7 protein-coding genes and 1 pseudogene are annotated in these 7336 nt (G+C 40.7%); 2 read left to right on the forward strand and 6 right to left on the reverse strand.

Annotation, left to right across the window (positions count from 1 at the left end; all coding sequences use genetic code 11):
- Positions 1-38: 38 nt before the first annotated feature.
- Complete coding sequence (locus tag H6F44_RS06605; RefSeq protein WP_190350169.1) at positions 39-1982, forward strand: protein kinase domain-containing protein; 1944 nt, start codon at positions 39-41, stop codon at positions 1980-1982.
- Positions 1983-2087: 105 nt separating this feature from the next.
- Positions 2088-2351: a BolA family protein gene (locus H6F44_RS06610; RefSeq protein ID WP_190350170.1), complete on the forward strand. Its 264-nt coding sequence runs from the start codon at positions 2088-2090 to the stop codon at positions 2349-2351.
- Between the two features lie 31 nt (positions 2352-2382).
- On the opposite strand, the gene H6F44_RS06615 is transcribed toward H6F44_RS06610, so the two are convergent.
- The 6 genes and pseudogenes from H6F44_RS06615 to H6F44_RS06640 form a co-directional block, all read right to left on the reverse strand.
- Positions 2383-3711, reverse strand: coding sequence for an ATP-binding protein (locus tag H6F44_RS06615; RefSeq protein WP_190350171.1), 1329 nt, complete (start codon positions 3709-3711; stop codon positions 2383-2385).
- Between the two features lie 176 nt (positions 3712-3887).
- Positions 3888-4415, reverse strand: a complete 528-nt coding sequence (locus H6F44_RS06620; RefSeq protein WP_190350172.1) for a hypothetical protein — start codon at positions 4413-4415, stop codon at positions 3888-3890.
- A 31-nt stretch (positions 4416-4446) separates the two neighbouring features.
- Positions 4447-4695, reverse strand: a pseudogene (locus H6F44_RS06625) (Tse2 family ADP-ribosyltransferase toxin); the annotation flags it as partial.
- Positions 4696-4827: 132 nt separating this feature from the next.
- Positions 4828-5289 (reverse strand): hypothetical protein, encoded by a 462-nt coding sequence (locus tag H6F44_RS06630; RefSeq protein WP_190350174.1) that lies wholly within the window; start codon positions 5287-5289, stop codon positions 4828-4830.
- 121 nt (positions 5290-5410) lie between these two features.
- A complete protein-coding gene (locus H6F44_RS06635; protein WP_190350175.1) occupies positions 5411-6865 on the reverse strand; it encodes a TerB N-terminal domain-containing protein in 1455 nt (484 codons plus the stop codon).
- Positions 6866-7025: 160 nt separating this feature from the next.
- Positions 7026-7295 (reverse strand): type II toxin-antitoxin system RelE/ParE family toxin, encoded by a 270-nt coding sequence (locus H6F44_RS06640; protein ID WP_190350176.1) that lies wholly within the window; start codon positions 7293-7295, stop codon positions 7026-7028.
- Between the last annotated feature and the right edge of the window lie 41 nt (positions 7296-7336).

Below are 7336 nucleotides of genomic sequence, written 5' to 3' on the forward strand. Positions count from 1 at the left end.
AAAGCTTGGCTTTTAGATCTAGCGGGATCTAGCAAGATTTGGTTACAACCATCGGCGCTCAACATAGATTGGTGCGGCGGCAAGTTCCAATGGGCTGTATATTGGAATTGATACAACCCTACAGCAAAATGATTGGCAAACTAATTGGTGGGCGCTATCACATCATCCAAAACCTTGGCAGTGGTGGTTTTGGACAGACGTTTTTGGCTGAAGATTGCCAGTTACCAGCAAGAGCGCAATGTGTGGTTAAACTTCTCAAGCCAGCAACTAGTGATGTTGCTGTCGTCAAAACCGCCAGTCGTTTATTTGAAAATGAGGCAAAAATTCTCCATCAACTGGGAACTCACGATCGCATTCCTCGCCTGTTGGCGCATTTTGAAGAGGATAGTGAATTTTATCTGGTTCAAGAATTAATTGAAGGCAATGACCTCACCCATGAGTTTGTTTCACATTATCGCGATGCCGAAGGCTACCAGCTTGGTTGTTTTAATGAAGTACAGACGATCGCCTTTCTGTTAGAAATTTTAGAAATTTTGTCCTTTGTCCATGATCATGGCGCAATCCATCGTGATATTAAACCTGCCAATTTGATGCGGCGGCGCAGTGATGGCAAGTTGATCTTGATTGATTTTGGGGCGGTCAAACAGATTGGTACTGCCCTTGGTCATCAGCCCCTATCTACGGTGGCAATTGGTACTGATGGCTATATGCCCAATGAGCAGGCGATCGGCAAACCGCGCCCTTGCAGCGATCTCTATGCAGTGGGGATAATTGCAATTCAAGGATTAACGGGTGTCCAGCCGCATCTATTGGCGGAGAATATGGAGACGGGGGAATTGGCATGGCGGATGTCTCCTAAACATATGAATTTTAAATATCGAGCGGTTGTCAGTGATGGATTGGCAAAAATTATCGATGGATTGGTACGATATGACTTTCGCGATCGCTACCAAACCGCGAGTGCGGCACTATGGGATTTGCAAAATCTATGCCAAGATATGCCCGCTTTTACCAATGTGGTTAATTTGATGGCTGCCGCATCTGCACAGCGATCGCCCTCTCCCCAAATACAGAATATTCCTCTAAATAATCAAAGAAACCATAAGCAGCAACCAACAAACCCTCTAAGCTTTACCACTTTAATTTCTAGATTAACCGCCAATTTTGCCGTTGGTCGCCACCCCAAAACTAACATTCCCGTCACTATTCAACAACTGGATGGAAGCAAGAGTGATGCCAATCAGTTTGCCAATCAGTTTGCTAACAAATATAAACTGTGGCATTTCCTAGCGCAATACTTTAGAAAGTACCGTTATGGCATTGTCGGCATCTTAATTATGCTTGCGATCGCTGGATCATTCTATTGGCGAACATCTAAGGGATTACCCCCTAGCCTAGCGAGTATCAGCACTATCAAGTATATTTTCCTGTCGGAACGTACTGTCACCACTGCCGATTTAGCCAATAAGAATAGTTTTGAAATAGACATTATGGCGAGTGAAATATTAGCGCGTTATGGCAGTCGCTTTAATAATCCTGAATTACAAGCCTATTTTGATCGTCAACCTTGGTATCAACCAAGGTATGCACCAAATGAATTTTCAGTGGATTTATTGACTCCCACGGAGCTGGACAATGTGCGTTATATTCTCAATTATCAAAAAGATCAATTCAAGAAAACCGCGCTTTCGACAGAAATTAATCCTCAAATTAGTCCTAAAATTGCTATCAGTGGCTCTCAAGATTGGCAAAGCTTACCAAATCGCTCTGAATCTAAATGCGACTATGCCAAGCGCTTGATCTCTGATCCCCAACCACCGATTAATGTCCGAGAGGGGGCTGGTACAAGTTATCGAATCATTGGCTCACTCCACAATGGCATTCAGATAACTGTGGTTAGTGAGCAGCAGGGTTGGCTAAGGATTTCGGAGCCTCTCGCGGGATGGGTAGCCGCCAACCGCACCAAACCCATATGTTTTTAAAAATTGGTGGTTGCTCATGATCGCTGTCAAGCCAAATTTTGCTAAAATAACTTTCTCTACTTTTGCAATTCTCACGCATCTAACTAAATTTAACTCCCACTAATCATGATTTCTCATCACAATATCGCTGAACTAATTCGTGCGGCTCTGCCTGATGCTAAGGTGCAGGTCGAAGATCCAAATCATGATGGTCAACATTTTGCGGCGATCGTGGTTGCCGATCAGTTTGAAGGGTTGTCTATGATCAAGCAGCACAAGCTAGTCTATGGCGCAATCCAAGATCACCTTGACAGTGGCGCAGTCCATGCCCTCCAGCTTAAAACCTACAGCACTTCGCAATGGCAAAGTATGCAGGTGCAGGTTAGCTAAATCAAAAGCACTCCTTTGGAGTGCTTTTGATTTAAAGGGCTAAATCCGCTTGCAAAAAGTTGACAAATTGTTGAGCCGTGCGCCCTGACTGACCATTGTTGCGGGTTGCCCATTGCAAAGCCCGAAAGTTAAGCTCCTGCTCGGTAATTTGCAGTTGGGCGCGTTTGGCAAGGTGATGGACGATTTTGAGATAGATTTCTTGATCCGCTTGCAGGAATGTAAGGGTCAAGCCAAAGCGATCGCTTAGGGATAATTTTTCTTGCACCGTGTCCCAAGGATTGACCTCTTGACGTTCGCTGAGATCCTTCAGGCTAGGGCGATCGCTAAAATATTCGCGCAGTAAATGGCGGCGGTTAGAAGTGGCATAAACCAATAGATTATGGGGTCTAGCCGAAAGATTCCCTTCCAGAATCACCTTGAGCGCTTTGTAGTTTTCATTCTCTTCTTCAAAAGATAAATCATCAACGAAGATAATAAATTTCTGTGGTACTTCCCTAACCATCTCCGCGATCGCTGGCAAATTTTGCAAATCATCCTTAGCAACTTCAATTAATCGCAAATTGCGATCGCCATAGGCATGAATTAATGATTTCACCATTGAGGATTTGCCCGTGCCACGGCTGCCATAGAGCAGGGTATGCAAGGCGGGATAGCCTGAAAGAAATGCTTCTGTATTTTTGTAAAGTGCCTGACGCTGTGACTCATAGCCGATGATGTCAGTAAGCTGCACAAGGTCGGGATAGGCAATGCCCTCTAGATGTCCATTGTGCCAGCGAAAAGCGTCATATTCTGTAAATATACCTGTACCAGAGTTTTGATAGTAACTAACCAAATCAGGTAACAGGTCAGTCCAATCATCGGTAGTTTGGAACTTAAGCATCAGCGATCGCTTCGCCTCAGATAACCTTGAGAGGTCGCTATGTTCTAATTGCCAAGTTACAGAGCGATCACCAAAGGACTCGATCACATCGATTAGTTTATAGCCACCCCAAAGGCTAATTTCTTCCAGAATCTTGAGATCGTGTTTAGCGGCAGCAACTAATGATGGGGGTAGTTGCGCGATGTCACTAGCTTGCGCCTTTTGACTAAAGGGGTTATCAGAGCTTAAAATTTGCGAAATTACATAATTGCGCCAGTTATAGCCTGTCGAAGCGATCGCCCGAAACCATCTCCCATAGGCAAATAGATAACACAGCCGTCGCGAATGATCTTCGTGACCGTCAAGGGCATAGTTAGCAAGACATTGTAATAATCGCTCGTAAGTTTCCCATACTTCTTGAGCAAGCATATTTTGATAAAGCAGCAAAGAAGCAAGCTTTACCTGCTTTTCATAGATAGATTGCCTTGTTTCGTCAAGCATATTGCGATCGCCCTGTGATTGTTTGTCTTGGTTTCGTTATGATTAATTAATTGTATAGTTGTCATAGTCATTGATACAACGATCTAGTTGAGCGGTAGGAGATCGCCTTGAACTCAGCACGCATATCTCTCGGCTGTTCGCTCCAAGGCAGTGTTATGTAGTCTTCGCTTGTGAGGTTAACTTACAGCCAACAGTTCATTGAGCTTGTTTTTCAGATTTGGGGATGTCATGAGCGGATTGTAGACTTCGCCTGCGTAGGGCTGCCAAACATAACTAGGGCTAAAAGGACGAAATACTGGCAATGTTCCTAGTTGTCGTTCCATTGTTTTTGCTAAAACTAGTCCTGAAATAGATAGCTCGGATGATTCTTCGATAAGCTCACTGTAAGTCCTAAATTCGTCAACTTCAACACCAACTAGCGCATAACGAAATAGGGGAGCAAATCGTAGGGACTGATAGAGTAAAATACCTAGCTCTGTCATTAAATAAGCACTTTCAGGGCTATCTATGCCCACTTCGCTAAGGTTGCTGGGTGAAACTCGACACCACCAATTGTCTTCTATGTCTTGGAATATATCTGTGCGGCATTGGCATTGGCGACCATTTGATAGTAACCATGATATTCCTTCAAAATGTTCAGCAAATTTATGGGCATTGTTCTCATCAGAACCACATTCTGCCGACAAACTAAATATCCATGCCATTTTCATAGACTCCTATGGTTTGTGTATTTCACTAATCAACTCTTTCCCAATATTTTTGGGTGTTTGCCAATGCTGCCTCGTACTTTTCTAGAGCCATTGTAACTCTTGGCATGATGCTAATGTGGGTTGGGCTGTCTTGGATAGCTTGCAAATCTCCAGTAATGACGCTGCTATCAATTTCCCACAAGGGATCTTTGCCGATACCCCTAAATTTTGTAGGTTTGCGAAATGCGGGTAGTGCTTCGATGGATAGGGAAACCGACATTCCTTTGATGTCTTTGCAACATTACTCAGAACTAAACGTAGGGTGTGTTAGCTTCAGCGTAACGCACAAATTTTGGACATTCGACAAGGTGCGTTACATTTCATTAACGCACCCTACAAGATCGGCGATCGCACTACTGAAATAGGGCTAGGAATTAGGGCAAGTTTTTTTTAATTCGGCTGTGAGTTCTATATTTTCTTGGAGGGCTTTGTAGATTTTTTCACCATTTTCTGATAGCTGATGACTGATATCGAGTTGTTTTTTGAGGTTGTCAGTTGATGCTCCATCATTAGCTGATAGCTCTTGCTGTTTGGCAATACCTGCCCCTGAAAGTGTGGATTTTGCCCAGTCATCATAGTTGCTAACAAGCTTTTGTTGTAAGGCTTTGAGTGATGAGTCTGATAGTTGAAGCTTTTCGATTTTTTTTGATTTCTGAAACAACTGATCGGCACTTAATTCATAGTTTTTACTTCTGATTGGCTCTTTGATTTCGGTATATTCTTTGGTTATTATTGTTAATTGTTTGCACTGATCGGGTAATGATGCGCCACAGGCAATAAGTAGCTGAAGCGTGGAAATTGAGCCAATAATTTTTAAATATTTATTCATAAGAAAATGAGATTATTGTGCAGAGAATATGATTTTTTGCAAGAAGGTATTTTACTTTACAACTAAAGTACTTTGTACGGCTTGCTACAGGATAGTGTAAAAACCTGTCCTAAATAGATAATTATCTTTTCTCAATCCCATTGCTCCACCCATCAGGCAACGGTACAAGATTTCTATTTTGTGGTTGCATCGAAGGATCTTCTATCATCTCCTTATGTCGTGGATTTATCTTCGGTAGCAAAATACCTGCTGTACACCTACAGCCCTCATGGCATGGAGGAATATTTTCCTTATCATCGATATCCCAAATACAACCGTTTCGACTCATACATATTTCGCAACAGCGATCATCAGGAATAGCTAAAAACCGCCAATGCGTAGCTAGTGATGATTGTCGAAATGAAGTATATCTCGATTGGCTATAACCACGCATTTCTTCTGTATGTTGAGCTATGACTTCAGATGAATCTGGATTTGAGGCAGCCTTTGGTTTTTTTGTTTTCGTGCCTTCTGCTTTCTTATTTACTCGCTGACCTTTCATGTCTTGACCACTTTTTCTCATACTAGCAAGACTTTCTTTAGTCTTTTCATGAGCTAATTCAAGTAGGTTATTAATAGCCTTCTTTAGCTTAAAACTTTCTGAGATTACTGGCACAGAAATTGTTTTATCAAGGATAGATGTGTTAGCAAATATCTTTAACTCTTCTGTCCTAATTTTTTTTATTTCTGTTTTGGAAATAAAACGATTTATATCTAGATCCGTTGACCCAATTTCCGTTTGCATTACTAAACACAAATTCTCTTTAAATATCTCTGGATAGTTCTTAACATAGTTTGTTTTCGTAAGCTCAAAAGTCTTTGCCATTCGCATTATATCTGAAGGCTGTAGAGGAATTGCAAAGCTAAAGTAACAAATCAAAAATAAATTATCAGAAAATACAAATTTATAATCTTTATCAAGAGATGCAATAAATTCTAGAGCTAAGTCACATCTTTGATGAAGCATACTCGCAAGCACAAGAGCATTTGCTGAGTATGATTGAAATGATTTATTCTGATGTACATCCCTTAGTTTCAAAATAACTCTAAAAGCAGATTCAAAATCACCCTCAAGTAGATGTCTTTCTAAACCATAATATAAGATAAAGATAAAACCGATATCAATATTAGTATCGTAGGGATTAGACAACAGTTTTAAATAAATCCACTTTTGTTCTGGAGTAAGTCCTGAGTATGTTGGGAAGTATGGAGGTATTTCTATTTCTCTTTCATCTACTGGAGCAGCTATTTCTACTGTTGTATATATAAGGCTAGGTTCATCATTTCCCATTAGTGAAACCGTGAAGCTTACACCATTGACAGTGAAATTTTTATAGCTCTCTGTCTTTGATACATAGTTTTTAGATTCACCGTCTGCAATCCAAACTAAACCATTTAAATCTTCGTGAATGGTAGCAACTATTTGAGGAGTAGGAACAATCTTGTCCTGAGAAGTAGGAACAATCTCCTTTGTTTTAATTTCGGTAGCAGCTTTATGCACAACTTCCTTTTTTCTAAAAATATCGAACAAAGACATTTTGGTACACCTCTAAATTTAATTAGAATTTCTATAAATCCTGATATGAGTCTTATTATAGATTTATATCTTCCATATTGCAATTAATTCATTAACAAGCACTTGCAATTGCTTTGTAGGTTCATCAAGATTAGGCAGTTGATAGCCATGTAAAAGGCGATCAAGGAAAATTCTTGTAAAATCCTTCACGACTTTCTATTTTGAGAATTTCAATAACTTCTCCGTCCCAAAAAATCCCAATACGATAGCTATAATCAAATTTAATGCGATAGTATCCCGAAAACCCTTTTAGTGGCTCAAGATCTGAAATTTCGGACAGTGTTTGAGAAGTACTAATTGCTTCTATACATTTTCTAACTTTTGCAAGAAATTTGCGATCGCTGATTTTGTCTAAATCTTTTTTGAAGCGCTTGGCAATTTGATATTTCATTGAGGCAAACTCTCCAAGAGAGATTGTGACTCTAATTCAGA

Source organism: Pseudanabaena cinerea FACHB-1277, from assembly GCF_014696345.1.
GTDB classification, from domain to species: Bacteria; Cyanobacteriota; Cyanobacteriia; order Pseudanabaenales; family Pseudanabaenaceae; genus Pseudanabaena; species Pseudanabaena cinerea.